Source organism: Serratia sp. PGPR-27 (assembly GCF_022678525.1).
Taxonomy (GTDB): Bacteria; Pseudomonadota; Gammaproteobacteria; order Enterobacterales; family Enterobacteriaceae; genus Serratia; species Serratia nematodiphila.
Genome location: NZ_JALBYS010000024.1, coordinates 32,701 through 52,969, shown reverse-complemented (window position 1 = coordinate 52,969; position 20,269 = coordinate 32,701). Strand labels below are relative to the sequence as shown.

At 62.3% G+C, this 20,269-nt stretch carries 17 protein-coding genes; 8 read left to right on the top strand and 9 right to left on the bottom strand.

Annotation, left to right across the window (positions count from 1 at the left end; translation table 11 throughout):
• Positions 1 to 10: 10 nt before the first annotated feature.
• On the bottom strand, positions 11 to 1,171 hold the full coding sequence (locus tag MMS95_RS14645) for a NapC/NirT family cytochrome c (protein ID WP_031300724.1): 1,161 nt from the start codon (positions 1,169 to 1,171) through the stop codon (positions 11 to 13).
• Positions 1,172 to 1,404: 233 nt separating this feature from the next.
• On the bottom strand, positions 1,405 to 1,827 hold the full coding sequence (locus tag MMS95_RS14640; protein WP_004935707.1) for an NUDIX domain-containing protein: 423 nt from the start codon (positions 1,825 to 1,827) through the stop codon (positions 1,405 to 1,407).
• Positions 1,828 to 2,074: 247 nt separating this feature from the next.
• Here MMS95_RS14640 and fruB point away from each other — a divergent pair, with 247 nt between their 5' ends.
• The 3 genes from fruB to fruA are packed head-to-tail and all read left to right on the top strand — an operon-like array spanning position 2,075 to position 5,843.
• Positions 2,075 to 3,208, top strand: coding sequence for a fused PTS fructose transporter subunit IIA/HPr protein (gene fruB, locus MMS95_RS14635; protein ID WP_015378524.1), 1,134 nt, complete (start codon positions 2,075 to 2,077; stop codon positions 3,206 to 3,208).
• Entirely contained in the window at positions 3,205 to 4,146 is a 942-nt protein-coding gene (gene fruK, locus MMS95_RS14630) for a 1-phosphofructokinase (protein ID WP_004935702.1), read from the top strand. Before fruB ends, fruK begins: the two co-directional genes overlap by 4 nt.
• Before the next feature lie 11 nt (positions 4,147 to 4,157).
• Positions 4,158 to 5,843, top strand: coding sequence for a PTS fructose transporter subunit IIBC (gene fruA / locus MMS95_RS14625; RefSeq protein ID WP_156865852.1), 1,686 nt, complete (start codon positions 4,158 to 4,160; stop codon positions 5,841 to 5,843).
• Between the two features lie 60 nt (positions 5,844 to 5,903).
• On the opposite strand, the gene nfo is transcribed toward fruA, so the two are convergent.
• Both nfo and MMS95_RS14615 read right to left on the bottom strand, forming a co-directional pair.
• Positions 5,904 to 6,743 (bottom strand): deoxyribonuclease IV, encoded by an 840-nt coding sequence (gene nfo, locus MMS95_RS14620; protein ID WP_004935697.1) that lies wholly within the window; start codon positions 6,741 to 6,743, stop codon positions 5,904 to 5,906.
• Positions 6,744 to 6,833: 90 nt separating this feature from the next.
• Complete coding sequence (locus MMS95_RS14615) at positions 6,834 to 7,907, bottom strand: YeiH family protein (RefSeq protein WP_004935695.1); 1,074 nt, start codon at positions 7,905 to 7,907, stop codon at positions 6,834 to 6,836.
• Between the two features lie 192 nt (positions 7,908 to 8,099).
• Between MMS95_RS14615 and MMS95_RS14610 the strand changes: the two genes are divergently transcribed.
• The 3 genes from MMS95_RS14610 (at position 8,100) to MMS95_RS14600 (ending at position 10,962) form a co-directional block, all read left to right on the top strand.
• Positions 8,100 to 8,297, top strand: a complete 198-nt coding sequence (locus tag MMS95_RS14610; RefSeq protein WP_103085500.1) for a hypothetical protein — start codon at positions 8,100 to 8,102, stop codon at positions 8,295 to 8,297.
• Positions 8,298 to 8,395: 98 nt separating this feature from the next.
• On the top strand, positions 8,396 to 9,262 hold the full coding sequence (gene yieE, locus MMS95_RS14605; protein ID WP_021505917.1) for a DNA-binding transcriptional regulator YeiE: 867 nt from the start codon (positions 8,396 to 8,398) through the stop codon (positions 9,260 to 9,262).
• Positions 9,263 to 9,483: 221 nt separating this feature from the next.
• Positions 9,484 to 10,962, top strand: coding sequence for an amino acid permease (locus MMS95_RS14600; protein ID WP_015378517.1), 1,479 nt, complete (start codon positions 9,484 to 9,486; stop codon positions 10,960 to 10,962).
• A gap of 45 nt (positions 10,963 to 11,007) precedes the next feature.
• Here MMS95_RS14600 and MMS95_RS14595 read toward each other — a convergent pair whose 3' ends face one another.
• The gene (locus MMS95_RS14595) at positions 11,008 to 12,108 is read right to left on the bottom strand and encodes a GGDEF domain-containing protein (RefSeq protein ID WP_242141848.1); all 1,101 of its coding nucleotides are present in this window, start codon (positions 12,106 to 12,108) and stop codon (positions 11,008 to 11,010) included.
• Positions 12,109 to 12,472: 364 nt separating this feature from the next.
• Between MMS95_RS14595 and MMS95_RS14590 the strand changes: the two genes are divergently transcribed.
• Positions 12,473 to 13,555: an iron ABC transporter permease gene (locus MMS95_RS14590; protein WP_004935667.1), complete on the top strand. Its 1,083-nt coding sequence runs from the start codon at positions 12,473 to 12,475 to the stop codon at positions 13,553 to 13,555.
• A complete protein-coding gene (locus MMS95_RS14585; protein WP_004935663.1) occupies positions 13,552 to 14,340 on the top strand; it encodes an ABC transporter ATP-binding protein in 789 nt (262 codons plus the stop codon). The genes MMS95_RS14590 and MMS95_RS14585 overlap by 4 nt, the downstream gene beginning before the upstream one ends.
• 33 nt (positions 14,341 to 14,373) lie before the next feature.
• Here MMS95_RS14585 and MMS95_RS14580 read toward each other — a convergent pair whose 3' ends face one another.
• The 4 genes from MMS95_RS14580 to MMS95_RS14565 form a co-directional block, all read right to left on the bottom strand.
• Positions 14,374 to 15,327, bottom strand: a complete 954-nt coding sequence (locus MMS95_RS14580) for a siderophore ABC transporter substrate-binding protein (protein WP_085337412.1) — start codon at positions 15,325 to 15,327, stop codon at positions 14,374 to 14,376.
• Between the two features lie 55 nt (positions 15,328 to 15,382).
• Positions 15,383 to 17,371: a ligand-gated channel protein gene (locus MMS95_RS14575; protein WP_242141845.1), complete on the bottom strand. Its 1,989-nt coding sequence runs from the start codon at positions 17,369 to 17,371 to the stop codon at positions 15,383 to 15,385.
• Between the two features lie 244 nt (positions 17,372 to 17,615).
• Positions 17,616 to 18,611 carry an ABC transporter permease gene (locus MMS95_RS14570; RefSeq protein ID WP_242141843.1) on the bottom strand — a complete coding sequence of 332 codons (996 nt, stop codon included), beginning with the start codon at positions 18,609 to 18,611 and terminating at the stop codon, positions 17,616 to 17,618.
• Entirely contained in the window at positions 18,608 to 20,119 is a 1,512-nt protein-coding gene (locus MMS95_RS14565) for a sugar ABC transporter ATP-binding protein (RefSeq protein WP_015378512.1), read from the bottom strand. Before MMS95_RS14565 ends, MMS95_RS14570 begins: the two co-directional genes overlap by 4 nt.
• Between the last annotated feature and the right edge of the window lie 150 nt (positions 20,120 to 20,269).

Here is a 20,269-nt window from a genome sequence, read left to right as displayed (position 1 = left end):
CGCTTCTCCCTTAAAGCTTGGCCGGTGCGGCAGGTGGCATGTCGCTGGCGTGTTTTTGTACGTATTGCGTCAGCACGCGCAGCTGTTCCTGCGTCAGCGAGGTGCGTGGCGCCATGCCTTTGATGACGCCGATCCATTGGTTGGCGTTGAAGCGATCGAGCGCGGTCAGCCCGTGGCAGCCGGTGCAGTTGGCCGACATCATGTCCGCGGCGTAGCGCCAGATTTTTTGCTGATCGTCGATCAGCTGCTTGCGCGGCAGCCACACCTGCAGAGAGACCTGATGCCAGACCAGGCCGGTTTCCGCATCGGTCTGAGTCGACGCGGTCTTCAGCTGTTGGCGCGCATCCTCACCCAGCAGCACGCTGAGGATGCGCTTGCCCTGCGCGGCGTAGAACACTTCGCTGACGCCGTCCTGCTGCCAGCCGCTCACGGTGGCCAGCACCTTGTCGCCATCCTGCTTGACCACCTGCACTTCGGTGGACGGCATCAGGTTGCCGGCGTTATGACTGTCGTCTGCGCCGAGGAAGAACGGTTCGGTGGCGATGGTGTAAAGGGTGGTGGCGTCCGGTGCGGTCAGCGCCGCGGCCTTCGCCAGCTCGGCGGCGCCGGCCTGGGTTTCGCCGCTCATGTCCGGCAGGATATGCGCCACGCCCTTGTGGCAATCGATGCAGGTTTCGCCCTGTTTGATCGCCACCGGGTGCTGCAGGCGCGCCTCAGGGCGCTGGGCGGTGATGTCCATGGCGTCGTAGCTGTGGCAGGAGCGGCAGGTGGCCGAGTCGTTCTCTTTCAGCGTCTTCCAGACCGACTGTGCCATCGCCAGCTTGTGCGCTTCGTATTTCTCCGGCGTATCGATGGTGCCGACCATCTCGCCGTAGATGTCTTTTACCGCGCGGATCTTGGTCCACAGGTAGTCGATCGGCTGGTGCGGCACGTGGCAGTCGGCGCACTCGGCGCGGATGCCCTTGGTGTTCTGGAAGTGGACGCTGCCCTGATATTCGGCCAGCGGCTGTTGCATGGTGTGGCAGGAAACGCAGAAGGCGGTATCGCTGGTTTTATGGAAGACGGTGGCGGTCCCGGCCAACAGCGCTGCGCCGAGGATAATCCCCAGCAGCAAAAGCCATAGCCATCCCCACCGACGCTTTTTTTCAAAGCCAGTCAGTTTTTTGCTCATGGTAAACCCGCTTATAATTATGAATTTAAAATAAAATCTTGCCAAAAGGCCGCCGACCGGAGGTCAGAATGCCACGTCGATTGCAGGGGTAATGATAGAAGAGGGTTAACCCCATAGGGTTATCCGTAGTCAAAAAAATGGCGTATATCGCAAAAAATAGCGTTATATTCCAATTTATATAGCGATAGGGCGCTGCGGCAGGGGAAGCGAGCGCAGCACGCGCTCGCGATGGGTCAGGCCGTGGGCAAATAGGCCAGGCCGCTCAGCCACAGGCGGATGGCGGTGCGGCTGGCTTCGAAATGGGGTTCCGGCAGGGCTTCAGGCGCGCACCAGCGCCACTCGGCGCATTTCTCGGGCTCTCTCAGCTCGGCGTTGCCGCCGGGGTGATCCACCTGCAGGCAGATTGACACCGTGTGTTTGCCTTCGGCGCGCCAGGTTTGCAGATTGTTGCTGACGCCAACAAAGCGCGGCGGGTCGATGAGCAACCCGGTCTCTTCGGCGATTTCGCGCTGGGCGCACTGCTCGAAGGTTTCACCGGCATCCAGATGCCCGCCGGGGATCGACCAAAAGGGCGCGTGGGAACCGCAGCGTTTGCCCAACAAAATCTCGCCTTGCGGGTTGACGATGATCACCCCGACGCCTGTCACTACGTTCATGCTTTTCTCCGTCAGCAAGCTTTCAGCACAGTATGTCATTTTGCCCCGGCGCTGGCCAATACGCCGGAAAAAGTGTGCGTAAGCTCAAAAATCTGCAATGGCGAAAGGGAGAAAGCTTGCTTTCGCCTTGTGCTGCTCACACACTCCTTGAAACGTTTCAGCGTTGTCCGGCCGCTTATGACGAACGGATAACGCTCCTTTTTCTCAATGAAGCTGAAACGATTCAATTCAGCAGGAGAGGAGAATCATGTTCCAGTTGTCACCGCAAGACATTCATCTGGGCGCCGTTGCCGACGGTAAGCAAGAGGCCATCCACCTGGTGGCCGCCGCCCTGACCGAAGCCGGCTGCGTCAGCGCCGGTTACGTGGACGGCATGCTGCAGCGCGAACTGCAAACGTCCACCTATCTGGGCAACGGCATCGCCATTCCGCACGGCACCACCGATACCCGCGATCTGGTGTTGAAAACCGGCGTGCAGGTGTTCCAGTTCCCGCAGGGCATTGCGTGGGGCGAAGGCCAGACCGCCTATGTGGCGATCGGCATCGCCGCCCGCTCCGACGAGCATTTGGCGCTGCTGCGCCAGCTCACCCACGTCCTGAGCGATGACAGCGTGGCGGAGCGGCTGGCACAAACCACCTCTGCGGAAGAGCTGCGCAGCCTGCTGATGGGCGAGCAGCAGAGCGCCGAATTCCAGTTCGACGTCTCGCTGATTGCGCTCGACGTCGCCGCCGACAGCCTGATGACGCTGCAGGCGCTGAACGCCGGCCGGCTGCAAAAGGCCGGCGCGGTCAACGCGCAGTTCGTCAGCGATGTCATCACCCGCAAGCCGCTGAACCTGGGGCAGGGCATCTGGCTGAGCGACAGCGTCGAAGGCAACCTGGCCAGCGCGGCCACCGTCAGCCGCCCGGCGCAGGCTTTCGTGGAAGACGGCGAGCCGGTGGCGCTGCTGCTGACGGTGTCGGTCGCCGACGCGCAGCCGCTGGCGGTGCTCAACTACCTCAGCGATCTGCTGCTGGCCAATAAAGCTGAACGCTTGCTGAAGGCGGATGCCGCCGGCGTGCTGGCGCTGCTGACCAGCGAAGTGGCTGAGGAGAGCAGCGTGCTGAGCGCCGAGTTCGTGATCCGCAACGAGCACGGTCTGCACGCGCGGCCGGGCACGGCGCTGGTCAACGTGATCAAAAGTTTCAACAGTGACATCACCGTCACCAACCTGGACGGCAGCGGCAAGCCGGCCAACGGGCGCAGCCTGATGAAGGTGGTGGCGCTGGGCGTGAAGAAAGGGCATCACCTGCGCTTTACCGCCAATGGAGAAGATGCTGAAGCCGCGCTGAAGGCGATTGGCGAAGCGATTAATGAAGGACTGGGCGAGGGCGCAGCATGAGCAGAAGAGTAGCAACGATCACCCTGAACCCGGCGTACGATCTGGTGGGTTTCTGCCCGCAGATCGAACGCGGGGAAGTCAACCGGGTAAAAACCGCCGGCCTGCACGCCGCCGGTAAGGGCATCAACGTCGCCAAGGTGTTGAAGGATTTAGGCATCGACGTCACCGTCGGCGGCTTCCTGGGCAAAGACAATCAGGACGGTTTCCAGCTGCTGTTCAGCGATCTGGGGATCGCCAACCGCTTTCAGGTGGTGCCAGGCCGTACCCGCATCAACGTCAAGCTGACGGAAAAAGACGGCGAAGTCACCGACTTCAACTTCTCCGGTTTCGAAGTGACGCCGCAGGACTGGGATCGCTTCGTCAGCGACTCGCTGAGCTGGCTGGGCCAGTTCGACATGGTGGCGGTGAGCGGCAGCCTGCCGGCCGGCGTCGATCCTGACGCATTTACCGACTGGATGACCCAGCTGCGCGCCAAGTGCCCGTGCATCATTTTCGACAGCAGCCGCGAAGCGCTGGTCGCCGGGCTGAAGGCCTCGCCGTGGTTGGTCAAACCGAACCGCCGCGAGCTGGAAATCTGGGCCGGCCGCCCGCTGCCGGCGCTGGCGGACGTGGTTGAGGCCGCGCATGCGCTGCGCGAGCAGGGCATCGCCCACGTGGTTATCTCCCTCGGTGCGGAAGGCGCGCTGTGGGTTAACGCGTCCGGCGCCTGGATCGCCAAACCGCCGTCCTGTGAGGTGGTCAGCACCGTGGGCGCCGGCGATTCGATGGTCGGCGGCCTGATTTACGGCCTGCTGATGCGCGAATCCAGCGAGCACACTCTGCGTCTGGCCACGGCGGTAGCGGCGCTGGCGGTCAGCCAGAGCAACGTCGGCGTGACCGATCGTCCCCAGTTGGCCGCGATGATGGCGCGCGTCGATCTGAAACCTTTCAATCAATAGCAGGAGGCAGAATGAAAACGCTGCTGATGGTAGACAGTTCGCTGGGGCAGGCCCGTGGCCACCTGGCGAAACGCATGCTGGTGGCCGCCGCGGCCAAAGCCGGCCTGACGCTGGTCGAGTCGCTGCAGGACGCCGAACTGGTGGCGGTGGCGGGGCAGGCTGCCCCTGCTGACGCCGGGCTGAACGGCAAATTGGTGTATGTGGGCGAGGTAGAACAGGCGGTGCGTGAACCGGACGCGTTTCTGGCGCGCGCCCAGGCCGAAGCTGAAACCTATCAGGCGCCGCAGGCGGCGGCTGCGGTGAAAGCCGGTGGGCAAAAACGCATCGTGGCGATCACCGCTTGCCCGACCGGCGTGGCGCACACCTTTATGGCGGCCGAAGCCATTGAAAGCGAAGCGAAGAAGCGCGGCTGGTGGGTGAAGGTGGAAACGCGCGGTTCCGTAGGCGCCGGCAACGCCATCACCCCGGAAGAAGTGGCGGCGGCGGATCTGGTGATCGTCGCGGCGGACATCGAAGTGGATCTGGACAAGTTTGCCGGCAAACCGATGTACCGCACCTCGACGGGCCTGGCGCTGAAGAAAACCGCCCAGGAACTGGACAAGGCGCAGGCCGAGGCGGAAGTGTTCCAGCCGCAGCAGCGCGGCAACGCGGCGCCGGCGGCGAAAAAGAAAGAGGGCAACGGCCCGTATCGTCACCTGCTGACCGGCGTGTCCTACATGCTGCCGATGGTGGTGGCGGGCGGGTTGTGCATCGCGCTGTCGTTCGTGTTCGGCATCAAGGCGTTTGAAGTCAAAGGCACCCTGGCGGCGGCGCTGATGCAGATCGGCGGCGGCTCCGCCTTCGCGCTGATGGTGCCGGTATTGGCCGGTTTCATCGCCTTTTCCATCGCGGATCGTCCGGGCCTGACGCCGGGCCTGATCGGCGGCATGCTGGCGGTGAGCACCGGCGCCGGGTTCCTCGGCGGCATCATCGCCGGTTTCCTGGCGGGTTACGTCGCCAAGGCGATCAGCAGCAAACTGCATCTGCCGCAGAGTATGGAAGCGCTGAAGCCTATCTTGATCATTCCGCTGGTGGCCAGCCTGATCACCGGTCTCATCATGATTTACGTGGTCGGCACGCCGGTAGCGAAAATCATGGAAGGCCTGACCCATTGGCTGCAATCGCTGGGCACCGCCAACGCCGTACTGCTGGGGGCGATCCTCGGTGGCATGATGTGCACCGACATGGGGGGGCCGGTGAACAAAGCGGCCTACGCCTTCGGCGTGGCGCTGCTCAGCTCCTCGGTGTATGCGCCGATGGCAGCCATCATGGCCGCCGGTATGGTGCCGCCGCTGGCGATGGGTCTGGCGACGCTGCTGGCGCGCCGCAAGTTCCCGAAATCCGAACAGGAAGGCGGCAAGGCGGCGTTGGTGCTGGGGCTGTGCTTCATCACCGAAGGGGCGATTCCGTTCGCCGCCCGTGACCCGATGCGCGTGCTGCCGTGCTGCATCGCCGGCGGGGCGCTGACCGGCGCACTGTCGATGGCGTTCGGCGCCAAGCTGATGGCGCCGCACGGCGGGCTGTTCGTGCTGCTGATCCCGGGCGCGATTTCGCCGGTGCTGCTGTACCTGGTGGCGATCGCCGCCGGCACGCTGTTGGCCGGGGTGGCTTATGCCCTGCTGAAACGTGCTGAAGTACCGGCGGCCAGCGTGGCGTAACGGCGAGCCAGCCATAAAAAACCGGAGCCCAGGCTCCGGTTTTGTCGTTTGGGCGCCGCGTTACTGCTGCGCTTTCAGCCAGGCGATCTCTTCCGCCCAGATATCCGGGTTTACCGTTTCCAGAATCAGCGGGATATTGTCGAAACGCGGATCGCGCATGATGTAGCTGAACACCGTTTTGCCGATGTTGCCTTCCCCCAGGCTGTGGTGGCGGTCGACGCGGCTGTTGAACTCGCTCTTGGCGTCGTTCAGGTGCATGCCGCGCAGGTAGTTGAAACCGACGATGTCACCGAGCTGTTTGAAGGTGTGTTCGCAGGTCTCTTCGGTACGCAGATCGTAACCGGCGGCGAAAGCGTGGCAGGTGTCGATGCAGACGCCGACGCGGCTTTTGTCTTCCACACCGTCGATGATCGCCGCCAGATGTTCGAATTTGAAGCCCAGGTTGCTGCCCTGGCCGGCGGTGTTTTCGATCACGGCCGTCACGCCGGCGGTTTTGTCCAGCGCGATATTGATCGATTCGGCGATGCGCGCCAGGCACTTGTCTTCATCGATTTGCAGCAGGTGGCTGCCGGGGTGGAAGTTCAGCAGCGTCAGCCCCAGCTGCTCGCAGCGCTGCAGCTCGTCGATAAACGCCTCGCGCGATTTTTCCAACGCCTCGGCCACCGGGTGCCCCAGGTTGATCAGGTAGCTGTCGTGCGGCAGGATCTGCCCCGGCCCGTAACCGTACTGGGCGCAGGCGCTCTTGAACTTATCGATCACGTCGGCGGCCAGCGGCGCGGCCTTCCATTGACGCTGATTTTTGGTGAACAGGGCGAACGCGGTCGCCTCCAATTCGTGCGCGCGGATAACCGCTTGATCCACGCCGCCTGACGCGCTGACATGTGCACCGACAAACTTCATCTTCATTCTCCTGTGTTATCGGTGACATTATGGCATTGATGGCGGGCGGATTGAATGGTGAAAAGCGGCGGCCCGCCCCCCCGAGGGCGATTACAGCAGGTGTTGCACCAGCTGGTTTATCGCGCCGCCGCCGACCAGCAGCCAGACGAACAGCAGCGTGGCCAGCAGAATCGGTTTCACCCCGGCCTGGCGCACGGCGCTGATGTGGGTGGTCAACCCCAGCGCCGCCATCGCCATTGCCAGCATCCAGGTGTCGGCGGTGATCAGATGGCGCACCAGCGTGGCCGGCAGCAGGTTGAAGGAGTTCAGCCCGGCGACGGCGATAAACAGCACGGCGAACCACGGAATGGTGATGGCGGATTTTTCCGCCTTGCCTGCGCTGCCGCGGCTGATGTAGCCCGACAGCAGCAGCAGGAACGGCGCCAGCATCATCACGCGGATCATCTTGGCGATCACCGCCGCGTTTTCGGCGTCCGGCCCGATGGCGTGCCCGGCGGCGACCACCTGAGCCACTTCGTGAATGGTGGAGCCGGCGTAGATGCCGAAGGTTTCCTGGCTGAACGGCAGCCACTGGAAGTGTTCATTCAACTGATACAGCCAGGGGTAAACGAAAATAGCCAGGGTGCCGAACACCACCACGGTCGAGACCGCTACCGCCACTTTGCTGGAATCGGCCTTCAGCACCGGTTCGGTGGCCATCACCGCCGCCGCGCCGCAAATGCTGCTACCGGCGCCGATCAGTATCGCGGTTTGGCTGTCGATGCCGAACACTTTCTTGCCGAGCCAGCAGGCCAGCAGGAAGGTGGTGATCAGGGTCAGCGCGTCGATGATGATGCCGCTGGCGCCGACGTCGGCGATCTGCTGAAAGGTCAGCCGGAAGCCGTAAAGGATAATGCCCAGACGCAGCAGACGCTGTTTGGCCAGCTGTACGCCGCTGTGACAAACGGTTTGCCAGTGGGGGTACAGCGTGTTGCCCACCAGAATACCGAGCAGGATCGCCAGCGTCAGTGCCCCCAGCCCCAGCTCCGCCACCCAGGGAATATCGCCGGCCCAGACGGCCAGCGCGGTGAGCGCGCCGGTCAGCGCCAGCCCCGGCACCAGCCGCGGCAGGCCAAACAGCGGAAAGCGTCGCTCGGGATAGGTGTGAGTGGTATCAGTCGCCATAAAAGTCAGTCCTTCAGTCTGTTTCTTGCTGCTAAGAGTACGTTTGGGCTGAATAAAAGAGAAATTGATTATATATTTATAACCTATCTGAATAAGTGGTATGGGATCAGGCATTGGCATAACGCCGCATTGCGGCTAGGGTGTGGAGGAGCGGCGAGCCGCCGTCAACTTTCCAACTAACAGGAGCAGGCGATGGATACCGACGATCAACGCAGAGAGCAGGTAGATCAGGAAGTGGGCCGCGCGGTGCGGCGGTTGATTGAAGAAAACAAGACGATCGACCGCGAGCATCTCGTGGCGATGCTGCAATTGATACTGCGGGACGAAGCCGGCACGCCGCAAGAGCCGGTGCTGGCCGCGGCGGCGCAGCTGGTCGCCTTGGGCAAATAGCGCGCCGATCTGGCCGCAAACAGGGTAGCCTGGCCGGGCTGCCCACATCACCATGTTGGGGTTCTCTGGCAGAACCTTCTTTCAATACCGGGACGGCTATGCATATCACGTTGCGTCAACTGGAAGTTTTCACCGAAGTGCTGAAAAGCGGTTCGACCACTCAGGCCTCGGTGGTGCTGGCGCTGTCGCAGTCGGCGGTCAGCGCGGCGCTGGCGGATCTGGAGGGGCAGTTGGGCGTGCAGCTGTTCGATCGCGTCGGCAAACGGCTGGTGATCAACGAACACGGCCGCTTGCTGTACCCCAAGGCGCTGGCGCTGCTGGAGCAGGCGGGGGAGATCGAGCAGCTGTTTCGCCATGATGGCGGGGCGCTGCGCATCGCCGCCAGCAGCACCATCGGCAACTATATGCTGCCGGAGATGATCGCCCGTTACCGCCGGGACTTTCCGGCCACGCCGCTGGAGCTGAACGTCGGCAACAGCCAGGATGTGATCGTGGCGGTGGCGGATTTTCGCGTCGATCTGGGGCTGATCGAAGGGCCTTGCCATATGCCGGAGCTGGTGACGCAGCCGTGGCTGGAGGACGAGCTGGTGGTGTTCGCTGCGCCGGATAACCCGCTGACCCGTCAACCGCCGACGCTGGAGGCGCTGGCGAATGCGCCTTGGATCCTGCGTGAGCGCGGTTCGGGCACTCGCGAGGTGCTGGATCATCTGCTGTTGGCGCACCTGCCGCACTTTCAGCTGGTGATGGAGCTCGGCAACTCGGAGGCGATCAAGCATGCGGTGCGGCACGGTATCGGCATCAGCTGCCTGTCCCGGCGGGTGGTGGCTGAGCAGCTGGCCAGCGGCGCGTTGGTGGAACTGCCGGTGCCGTTGCCGCCGCTGCGCCGCACCCTGTACCTGATCCGCCATCGGCAAAAGCACGTCTCCAACGCGTTGCAACGTTTTCTCAGCTATTGCGTGCTGTAATCGACAGCGCGTCACGTCTTCTATCGCCGCGCAGGCCAAAGAAAGCATAAAAACCTGCGCGCGCTCACATTAATGAGAGTAAGTAAGGCCATAAGGGGCGCGGCTAATAATTGCCTCTGAATTATGAAGCTATCTTATATCGGTGCAATGTTGCTAGTTCACCGGCGGGTATTTGTTACAATCCGCCCTCATTTTTCGAAGAGCAGATAGATAGGGAACGAATGGCTCAGCAGGATATAAAAACATCGGGGCAGCAAGCTCCCGGATTGCGCCGCGAGCTGAAAGCCCGGCATTTGACCATGATCGCCATCGGCGGCTCCATCGGCACCGGCCTGTTCGTCGCCTCGGGCGCCACGGTTTCTCAGGCAGGCCCCGGCGGGGCGCTGCTGTCTTACGCTCTGATCGGTTTGATGGTGTACTTCCTGATGACCAGTCTGGGCGAACTGGCGGCCTTTATGCCGGTCTCCGGTTCATTCTCCACCTACGGCGCCAAATACGTGGAAGAAGGCTTCGGCTTCGCACTGGGATGGAACTACTGGTACAACTGGGCGGTGACCATCGCCGTTGACCTGGTGGCTTCGCAATTGGTGATGAGCTACTGGTTCCCGGACACGCCCGGCTGGATCTGGAGCGCGCTGTTCCTCGGCCTGATGTTCCTGCTGAACTACATTTCGGTGAAAGGGTTCGGCGAGGCGGAATACTGGTTCGCGCTGATCAAGGTCAGCACCGTGATTATTTTCATCGCCGTCGGCGTGCTGATGATTGTCGGCATTCTGAAAGGCGGCGAGCATGCCGGCTGGCAGAACTGGACCATTGGAGATGCGCCGTTCGCCGGCGGCTTCTCGGCGATGATCGGCGTGGCCATGATCGTCGGCTTCTCGTTCCAGGGCACTGAACTTATCGGCATCGCGGCCGGCGAATCGGAAAACCCGGGTAAAAATATTCCGCGCGCGGTGCGTCAGGTGTTCTGGCGTATCCTGCTGTTCTATATCTTCGCCATCCTGATCATCAGCCTGATCATTCCGTATACCGATCCGAGCCTGCTGCGCAATGACGTGAAAGACATCAGCGTCAGCCCGTTCACCCTGGTGTTCCAGCATGCCGGCCTGCTGTCGGCGGCGGCGGTGATGAACGCGGTGATCCTGACGGCGGTGTTGTCCGCCGGTAACTCGGGCATGTACGCATCGACCCGCATGTTGTACACCCTGGCATCGGAAGGCAAAGCGCCGCGCATCTTCGCCAAGCTGTCGAAAGGCGGCGTGCCGCGCAACGCGCTGTACGCGACCTGCGTGGTGGCCGGGTTGTGCTTCCTGACCTCGATGTTCGGCAACCAGTCGGTTTACCTGTGGCTGCTGAATACCTCGGGCATGACCGGCTTCATCGCCTGGTTGGGCATCGCCATCAGCCACTACCGTTTCCGTCGCGGTTACATGCTGCAGGGACACGATCTCAACGACTTGCCGTACCGTTCCGGGTTCTTCCCGCTGGGGCCGATCTTCGCCTTCGTGTTGTGTCTGATCATTACCCTGGGGCAGAACTACCAGGCCTTCCTGCAAGACAAGATTGACTGGTACGGCGTGACCGCGACCTACATCGGCATTCCGCTGTTCCTGCTGATCTGGTTCGGTTACAAGCTGTCGCAAGGCACCCGTGTCGTGAAGTACAGCGAAATGGAATTTCCGAAGATGGACGTGAAGTAATTTTCGGTGAGTGATACGCGGCGGGGGTTCCCGCCGCGTTTGGCTTTACTTTTTCCCGCCTTTGGCTTCCGCCAGCGCCTGCTGCGCCGAACTCATCAAATCTTCCACCGTCGCATAATGCTGCGTCAGCGCCACAATGCCGGCGTTGAGCTGCATGTTCACCTCGCCGAATGCGCCAAAATCGTAAGGCGCCTCCAGCGGTGGCACGATGCGCGCCAGGAACTCGCTTTCCGCGCCGTAGGGCAGATCGTGCACCAGAATCAAAAACAGGCCGCCGGTATAGCGGCAGACGTAGTCGCTCGGGCGGATCAGCGTCTTGAGACGCTCGCCGACGGTGCGCAGTACGTCGTCGCCGATCTGGACGCCGTGGCTTTGGTAGAGCGCCGCCAGCGGACCGAACTCAAGAATGAACAGGTGGGAGATCGGCTGCGCCGTTGCGGGGCGGCAGATGCTGCGCATCACCACCTCGCCGCCTGCGCGGTTGAGAAAGCCGGTCAGGCGATCGCGGTGCGATGCCTGCTGCTTCTCCCAGGCCAGCGTGACGTGCTGCACCAACTGGCGGTGGTAGCGCGCGATCATGCCATGGGCCAGCACCAGCCACAGCGGCGCGAGATCCGCCATGACAAACAGATTTTGCACGCGCGACAGCGGCGCCGCCAGCAGGTAGGGCAGCGTCAGCGCGATCACCTCAAGCAGCGCGAAGCGCGGCGCGGCGGCATGGCGCTGCATCAACCAGCAGGCCAGGGCGGTGATGGTCAGGCCGGCGAACAGGATCAGCACGAAGCGGCCCGACAGCATCGCCAGCGCGGCGCCGGCGCCAACCAGCAGCGCCCACAACAACACCGTCACCAGCATGGCGTTCGGCCAGGCGGGTTGGCGCCTTTGCGCCAACCTGGCGCGCCCGGCGGTCAACAGCAGCAACAGCAGCAACAGGCCGATACCGACCAGCGGTTGGTTCAGCCAGGCGTACCCCACCAACAGCGCGGCCGGCCCCACGGCATTCAGCCAGGGGGTGAGAGGAGAGGGCGTCAGCGTGAGACGCAGCTGGCGTTGAAACGGTTCGTCATCGGCGTGCAGCGGGCTGTGCAACAGCCAGTTCAGCAGCGCCGGGCGTTTGGGCGTTACCGCCGGAGATGGACTTCTCATTACAGCCTCGTCAATAAGGCCGCTCTTGCGGCGGCCTGAAAGTTTTTTGCACGCGCGGTGCTGTGGTTTTGGATTCTATGTGGTTTTGCCGCTATTTGTCAGAGTCTGGTCGGATCAGGAATAATTTTCAGAATAATTAACCTACTGGCCGTTGGCGGGGGAAAGCGTGGTGGTTTGAAAAATGGCGATAAAAAACAAATTATTACATTTCGACAACGCTGTTTTCACCCATTGATATGATTGATAAGTATTATCGTTTGCTTTATTGTGGGCGGCTGCGCGCAGGCTGTCGCCGCGCGCTTTCCGGTTTACGGCGGACGCCTTCGCGCCGCTGTCATGATGGTTGTAACAGGTATCTTAACGAATGAGCGTATCCACCGATCCCATGACTGACGCCAAGGGGCAACCCAACGCCGGCGTGATGGGGCGTTATCAGCATATTCTTCGCCATCGCCTGTTGATGATGGGCGTGTTGGCACTGGCGATCCTGGGCTCGCTGCTGCTGGATTTCACCATGGGGCCATCCGGCCTGTCGCTGTCGTCTTTGTGGCAAACGCTGCTTGATCCCGCCGCGGCCGATGCCGGCACGCGGGTGATCGTCTGGGACATCCGCTTGCCCTATGCGCTGATGGCGGTGGTGGTGGGCTTTGCGCTCGGCCTGGCCGGGGCGGAAATGCAGACCATCCTGAATAACCCGCTGGCCAGTCCCTTTACTCTCGGCGTGTCTTCCGCCGCGGCCTTTGGCGCCGCGCTGGCGATCGTGCTCGGCATCGGCATTCCGGGCATTCCCGATCAGTGGTTCATCTCCGCCAACGCTTTTATCTTCGCGCTGTTCGCCGCGCTGATGCTCGACGGCATCACGCGCTGGACGCGGGTCGCCACCTCCGGCGTAGTGCTGTTCGGCATCGCGCTGGTGTTTACCTTCAACGCGCTGGTCTCGATGATGCAATTCATCGCCAGCGAGGATACGCTGCAGGGGCTGGTGTTCTGGACCATGGGCAGCCTGGCGCGCGCCTCGTGGGACAAGCTGGGCATTCTGTTCGGGGTGTTCGCCGTGCTGCTGCCGCTGTCGATGATGAGCTCGTGGAAACTGACCGCGCTGCGTCTGGGTGAAGACCGGGCGGTGAGCTTCGGCATCGACGTGCGTCGCCTGCGGCTGACCACGCTGCTGCGCATCAGCATGCTCTCGGCGCTGGCGGTGGCTTTCGTCGGGCCGATCGGCTTTATCGGCCTGGTGGCGCCGCACATCGCCCGCATGATCTTCGGCGAAGATCACCGTTTCTACCTGCCGGCCAGCGCGCTGATTGGCGCGCTGGTGCTGTCGATGGCCTCGGTGGCGTCGAAAAATCTGGTGCCCGGCGTGATCATTCCGGTGGGCATCGTCACCTCGCTGGTCGGGGTGCCGTTCTTCCTGAGCATTATTCTGCGCCATCGGGGGAACGTATGAGCCAGGGGTTACGGATAGAAAACTTCTCGGCGGGTTACCCGAAACGCCAGGTGATCGACAATCTCTCGGTGCCGATGCTGCCGCGCGGGCAAATCACCGTGTTGCTGGGGCCGAACGGCAGCGGCAAATCGACGCTGCTGCGCTCGCTGGCCGGGCTGAACCCGGCGCAGGGCAAGCTGTGGCTGGACGACGGCGATCTGATGCAGATGCCGTTCGCCCGTCGGGCGGAGAAAGTGGTGTACCTGCCGCAGTCGCTGCCCGCCGGGGTGCATCTGCACGTGCTGGAGTCGATCATCGTGGCGCAGCGCGCCTCGGGCGGACGCAGCAACGCCGGCAGCGAAGCGGAAGTCATGGCTTTGCTGGAACAGCTGGGCATCGCCCACCTGGCGCTGAGTTATCTCGATCAGCTCTCCGGCGGCCAGAAACAGTTGGTGGGGTTGGCGCAGTCGCTGATCCGTCAGCCGTCGCTGCTGCTGCTGGATGAGCCGCTGAGCGCGCTCGATCTTAACTATCAGTTCCACGTGATGGATTTGGTGCGTCGCGAAACCCGCAAGCGCAATATCGTGACGGTGGTGGTGGTGCATGACATCAACATCGCGCTGCGTCACGGCGACCACGTGCTGATGCTGCAGGATGGCGATCTGATCGCCGACGGCGCGCCGGATCAGGTGATAACGCCGCAGAGCCTGGCGCGGGTCTACGGCGTGCGCGGGCGCATCGAGCGTTGTTCGCAGGGCACGCCGCAGGTGCTGATAGACGGCCTGGTAAACCAGCCGACGATTTAATCCAGGAAAAAGCCCGGCATCGCCGGGCTTTTTTTATCGCGCAGCGTGGGTTAGCGCCTCGCTCACGCGTTCGACGACGTGCTGGGCGGTGACGATGCCGCCGGACAGATAGACCTCGGCCGCCGGCAGGTAAACTACCTGGCCTTTCTTCACCGCCGTGGTTTTCTTCAGCGCGGTGCCGGTGAGGATCTTCTGCGGCGCCACCGCGTTCGGCCGTCCGGTCGCGGCGTCTCTGTCGATGACGAACAGCCAGTCCGGATTCAGTTTGGCCACCTGCTCAGGCGTCAGCTTGTTGCCGCGCACGTCTTTTTCATCGGACTGCAGTGCGGACGCGAATCCGAGGGCGTCATAGACGAAGCTGAAACGGCTCTTGGGGGCGTAAGCGCTGATCTTGCCGCCGGAAAACAGCACCACCAGCCCGCGTCCGGCCTGGGCGGCCTGCGGTTTGACCGCCGCGATCTGCGCATCCAGCTTGTCGATCGCCGCCTGCGCCTGTTGCTGCTTATCGAACAGCTCGCCCAGCTGCAGCGTGCGCTGTTTCAGGCTGCCCAACTGATCCTGCTGATCGACGGACATGTTCAACGTCGGCGCCAGCGTGTTCAGCTCGTCATAGGCTTTGGACGCCCGGCCGGCGATCAGGATAAGATCCGGTTTGGCGGCGCGCAGCACGGCCATATCCGGTTGGAACAGGGTGCCGGCATTGAGGTATTTGTCATCCTGATAGCGCTTCAGGCTATCCGGCAAGTTCTTGCGGTTGCCGGGCAGCGCCAGCGGCTCGACGTCCAGCAGCTGCAGCGTTTCCAGCGAGGCGTAATCCAGCACCACGATGCGCTGCGGGTGCTTCTTCACCTCGGTGCTGCCGTTCAGGTGCTGGACGTTGACGGTAGCCGGGGTAGCGGCTACCTGCGTATCGGTTTTGCTGTGGCAACCCGCCAGCGCCATCGCGGCCAGCAGGGCGATCATCAGGGGGGAGCGGCGTAATTTCATGGAGCTTCCTCACGGTGATGGAATGAAAAGGGCGCGCGGCGCGCGCCCAGGGGCATCAGAAGTTGTAGGTCATGCCGACGGTGTAACGGCGGCCGTCCAGCGTGGTGTTGTAGTGATCGTAATCCACGGTCTTGTCGAGGATGTTGTAGACCCCGCCGGTCAGCTGCAGGTTTTTCGCCGCCTGGTAGCTCAGGCCCGCATCGACGAAGGTGTAGGACGGCGTGCTCTTGGCCATCGAGGTGCGGCTCAGATACTCAGACGTTTTGCTGCGGAAATTAACGCGCGACCACAGGCTGAGGTCCTGCGTGGCGCGCCAATCCAGCACGGTGTTAACCATGTGCTTCGGCATCTGGTTGAGCGCCTTGCCCTGGAACTCGCCGCTCTTCTGCTCGGAAGAGGTGTAGGTGTAGTTGGCGTTCCACTTCCAGTCTTTGTTGATCTGCCAGCCGAAGGTGGCTTCTACGCCGCGCATATTGGCTTTGTCGACGTTGACGCGATCGCTGATAAAGTCGTAGACGTCATTGCCGATCTTACAGTCCGGCGTGTCTTCGCAGCGGCGCACTTCGGTGATCTTGTTCTTGAAGTCGGTGTTGAAGACGGTGACCCCGGCGTTGACGCCTTTCAGGCTATCCCACATCAGGCCGATCTCTTCGCTCAGGCTCTTCTCCGGCTGCAGATCCGGGTTGCCGACGATGATGCCTTTACGCACGCCGCCGCCGGTGACCTGGCCCCAGTTGGCGGAGGATTGGCGCAGATCCGGCGATTTGTAGCCGGCGGAGACGCCGCCTTTCAGCGTCCACTGTTCGGTCAGGTGCCAGACCCCGTACATGCGCGGCGTCCAGTGGCTGCCGAAGTTTTCGTCCTGATCCATGCGGATGCCGGTCGTCAGACTGAAGTCGTTGGTCAATGCCCACTCATCTTCGGCGAACAGCGCCCAGCTCCAGCGCGTCAGCTTGCTGAGACCTTGTGCCGATTCAAGCTGGTTGCCGCTGTCGCTCAGTTTTTCATAGCGATACTGACCGCCGAGGTTCAGCATGTGTGAACCCAGCTCGAACTGGTTCTGGGTGTTGAAGATGGTGTTGTACATCTTCATTTTGCGGCCCGGGTTGTTGGTCTCTTCCCGCTGAACGTAGCTGGTGGAGTTGCCGAAGTCGTAATAGCCGTTGTGGGTCAGCGCGTAGTTGGTGCGTGTATACAGGCTTTCGCTGCGCGATGTCGGCGTGCATTTGCCTTTGCTGCAGCGTTCCGCTACCACCGATTTGCCCGGCGTGCTGTTGCGATCCTGCAGCGAACGACCGATTTCGAAGTCGAATTCGTTTTTCTCGTCCGGGGTCAGGGTGAACACCGCGGTGCCGCTGCGCATGCGCTGCTCGTTGTAACCGTTGGTGATTTTATCTTCGGCGCGGCGCGACAGCAGGCCGTTGACCCGCAGGCCGAGCAGGCCTTCAACCAGCGGGCCGGAGGCGTAGGCGTTGGTCTGGAACAGATCGCCGGAATCGCGGTTTTCCTGAAGGGTGGCGTCGCCGTGCAGCGAGCCTTTCCACTCGGTGCGCGAGGTTTTGCGGGTGATGACGTTGATCACGCCGCCCATGGCGTCGGAACCGTACAGCGAAGACATCGGCCCGCGCACCACTTCGATACGTTCGATGGCTTCCATCGGCGGCAGCCAGCCCTGTTCGATGCCGGCGTTATCGCTGTTCGGCCGGGTGCCGCGGGTGTCGACGCGCTTGCCGTCCACCAGGATCAGCGTGTACTTGGAAGACATGCCGCGAATGCTGATGTCGCTGCTGCTGGCGCCGCCGGTGACCACTACGCCCGGCACGTCTTTCAGCGCGTCGGTCACGTCACGATAGGCCTTATCTTCGATCTGCTGGCGCGGGATCACCGAGATGGAGGCGGCGGAGTCCTGAATTTTTTGCTGGAAGCCGGAGGCGGTGACGACCATGGTGTCCTGGGTGCCGTCCTGCGGCGCGGCCAGTGCGGCGGTGGCGCTGAGTGAGGCGATCACCAGAGCGGCGAGCTTGCTGTAACGTGGCGTTTCCATGAGGTAAACCTTTCCTGGATTGAAGTGAAAGTAATTAACCAATTGAATTTCTAATGAAATAATTCATCGTTCGCTGAGAAATCCGTCGCTTCGTCAGCGTTGCGTGAGGCCATTGTAAGGATTTTTTACTGAATGTAAACGCTAATGATAATTCATATCATTTGTATGCTTGTTATTCTGGCGGGAAAGAGTAACCGGATGAATTAAAGGGAAAAGCGGCGCAGCAGACGTGCGCCGGAGAGGATCAGCGTTTCTGGATATAGGTGATGGCCAGCGCCAGCGCCAACACCAGGCCTTTGATAATGTCCATGGCGTAGTAGGGCACCGACAGCATCACCAGGCCGTTTTGCAGCACGCCGAGGATCACCGCGCCGATCAGGGTGCCGAGCGCATTGGGTTTGCCGGCGCCGGCCAGCGAGAAGCCGATATAGGCCGCCGCCACCGCGTCCATCAGATAGCCGCCGCCGGCATTGACCTGCGAAGAGCCGATACGTGACGCCAGCAAGATGCCGCCAAGCGCCGCCAGCCAAGAAGAAATGACGTAAGCGGCAACCCTGTAACGCACGGTGCGGATGCCCGACAGACGCGCCGCCTCGGGGTTGCCGCCGATGGCGTACATGCGGCGGCCGTGCTTGGTCAACGACAGGAACAGCTGCACCGCCACGGTGACCGCCAGCATGATCAGCACGATCACCGGCACCTGACCGAGAGCGGCAAACACTTCCGGGATCGGGCCTTCCGCCATGTCGCCGTTCGGCAGCACCATGTTTTGGGTGATGGAGCTGCCGTAGCTGTAGGTCATCGCCACGCCCTGGATCACGAACAGGCTGGCCAGTGTCGCCAGCATATCGGGAATTCTGAACACCACGATCAGCAGGGCGTTGAACAGGCCGACCAGCGTGCACAGCAACAGCGTCACTACGATGGCGCCGGCGGTGCCGAACCCGTGCCAGACGAACAGCGAAATCACCAGCGCGTTGGCCAACGAGGCGGTCGAACCGACCGACAGATCGAAACCGCCGACCGACAGCGAGATGGAGACGCCGATGGCGATCACCGTCACGATGGCGATCGAACGCAGGATATTGATGATGTTGTTGGCATCGAGAAAGTTGTCCGACGCCAGGCCAAACAGGGCGATCAGCGCCGCCACGGTCAGCAGCATGCCCCACTTGTAGAGGAAATCAAACAGCTGTTGGCGCCAGGGCAGCGCAGGCCGCAAGGCAAATTCTTTACTCACGCAGGGGTTCCTCCGGTGGAATAGAGCAATAAGGTTTCTTCGTCGATGTCGGCGGCGTTCAATTCCGCCACGATGCGGCCGTCCCACAGCACGCAGATGCGATCGCACAGGCCAATCAGCTCGGCGAACTCGCCGGAGGCGTAAATCACGCCTTTGCCGGCGCGGGCCAGGCCGTCGATCAGGCTGAACAGCTCCTGTTTGGCCTTGATGTCCACGCCCTTGGTCGGCTCATCGAAGATCAGCACCTCGGCGTCGCCGCGCAGCCACTTGCCGATCGCCACTTTTTGCTGATTGCCGCCGGACAGGCGCGCCAGCCGCTGTTGCGGGCCGGAGGCGCGAATATTCAGACGCTGCATGATCTCGCGCGCCCAGCGCAGCTCTTGCCGCCGGCTGAACAGGCTCCAGCGCGAGAAGCTGTCGTCGGCGCTGACGCTCAGGTTCATCGGGATCGCCTCGTCGATGAAAATGCCTTCTTTGCGGCGTTCTTCCGGCACCAGCGCCAATCCTTGTTCGACCGACAGGTGCGGCGCGCGTGGCACCCAGGGCTGCCCGCGCAGTTCGCCGCGCTCGAGCTGCACGGCGCTGGCGCCGAACAATGCCTTGCACAGTTCGGTTTTGCCCGCCCCGGCCAGCCCGGCGATGCCGAGGATCTCGCCCTCATGCAGCCGCAGCGAAACGTCGCGCAGCTTATGGCGATCGTGCAAGCCCTGCACCTGCAGCAGCGTTCGCTCAGGGTGTGGCGGGCGCGGCGGCGGGAAAATGTCGTCCAGCCGATGGCCGAGCATCTTCTCGACGATCTGTTCGCCGCTCAGCCCGCGCATGGCGTCTTCGCTGACGCGCCGGCCGTCGCGCAGCACCGTCAGCCGATCGCAAATGTCGCTCAGTTCGTGGATGCGGTGGGAAATAAACACGATGCCGATGCCTTCGGATTGCAGGCGGCGCACCACGTTAAACAGGCGCTCGCTCTCGGCGCGATCGAGCGGCGCGGTCGGCTCGTCGAGCACCAGAAAACGGCAGCGGTGCGACAGCGCGCGCGCCAGCAGCACCTGCTGTTTTTCCGCCAGCGTGCAGTCCGCCAGGCGTCTGCGCGGGTTGAGCGGCAGCGCCCATTGCTGCAGCAGCTGCACGGCGCGGCGGTGCAGCTCCGCCCAGTTCAGCCAGTGGCCCGGCTCGTTCAGCCAGTCCAGCATGATGTTTTCCGCTACCGACAGCGTGGGGATCAGCGCGACGTCGACCTCTTGCTGCACCACGTGAATACCGTGACGGCGCGCCTGCAACGGGGAGTGGATCGCCACCGGCTGGCCGTCGATCAGGATCTCGCCGCGATAATGATCGTGGGCGCCGGAGAGGATCGCCATCAGCGTCGACTTGCCCGCGCCGTTGGCGCCGACCAGCGCATGGATTGATCCGCCCTGCAGCGTGAAGTCCACGTCCTGCAGCGCGTTGAAGCCGGCGAAGGCGATCGAGATATTGCGCATCTCGAGGCGTGAAGGCGTTGCGGTTGACATAGGGTGTTAAGGCCGTTTAGATGTTTAGATGGCTGTTTTGCTCTGTTGTAACATAGATTGCGCCGTTGGCAACCAACAAAATGGCATAACGGCGATGAAAAAATCGTGGGTGGGCAGGGGCGCAACCCGCGTCAGGCTGCGCCGGTGCGA